Origin of the sequence: Polaromonas sp. CG_9.5 (genome assembly GCF_035984465.1) — a bacterium.
In the GTDB taxonomy this organism is placed as follows: Bacteria; Pseudomonadota; Gammaproteobacteria; order Burkholderiales; family Burkholderiaceae_C; genus Polaromonas.
On the sequence record NZ_JAXCHR010000076.1, the window covers coordinates 1 to 1052 of the forward strand.

Sequence of the window (1052 nt, forward strand, 5' to 3'; positions counted from 1 at the left end):
ATGCAGTTTGAGGAAAACTGGCTTGCGGCTCAGGCCCATCAAGCCCGTTCATGATCTCGGTTATGGGATACGGAATCCAGGGGCAAGGTCATTCACCCCGTGTGCAGGAACCACGTAAATATCACCATCGCGGGACAACGTGCTGGTGGCGATCATGTCGCGCAATACCGCATCACCGTTATTCACCAAGTCTTCAACCAGCCAATCTGTGATGCCATAGGTTGGACGCCGCTCACTAGGAAGCAGCGAAGATGACAATCCTGGCGACTCTAAATCGAGGTCCAGCACCAACACCCGTTTACCACTTTGCGCCAAAGACCACGCCGTAGCCGCCATGGCGGTAGATCGACCAACTCCGCCTTTGATGGAGAAGAAGACGACGCGGGGCACACCGGTTGCGATAGGGGATATGGTGGACCAGTTGCCTTCAGTGGCCAGACGGTCAATCACCTGCACGCCATCCACATCAGCAAGTGGTGCGGCAAAACCCCCGTGCTTGACCGACTCGATGTTTGCTTCAAAAAGAATGGCTTGACTGGCAGGGAATGCGTGCGCCCCAAGCTGCTCAAACATAGCTTGGGTGATGGTATTCAGAGTTGTACGTGCTTGGGGGTCTTTCTCCCACTGCTCTGCCACGATCAGGCGAACTCTACCATTCAAGTCGCGGTTCACATAGACGGGAGAAATTCGCTGAATCTCTGCGCTGTGTGGCTGAAAAATATCTGCTACTTTGGGTAGTAGGTCGTCAAACGTAGTCATATTTACCAGCCCTTTTCTTGCTTGGCTTTTTCAACCAGTTGGTTAATCAAATGAGCAGCTTGTTTGTGAGGTTTAACAAGGTTTTGTGTGAAATGACTTTCTGCTGCATAGCGTTGCTCAGCCTTCCAATCGCTAAAGGGATTTGAAAGAGGTAAACCATACTGCGTCCCATCTACATGACCTGACTGGTAGGTCTCATAACTGACCTTGCCCCTGGATTCCGTATCCCATAACCGAGATCATGAACGGGCTTGATGGGCCTGAGCCGCAAGCCAGTTTTCCTCAAACTGCAT

At 51.8% G+C, this 1052-nt stretch carries 1 protein-coding gene; it reads right to left on the minus strand.

The genetic code is table 11. The features are described from left to right. Positions 1-60 precede the first annotated feature (60 nt). Positions 61-759, minus strand: a complete 699-nt coding sequence (locus tag RCH06_RS17875) for a KGGVGR-motif variant AAA ATPase (protein ID WP_327082809.1) — start codon at positions 757-759, stop codon at positions 61-63. Positions 760-1052: the final 293 nt, after the last annotated feature.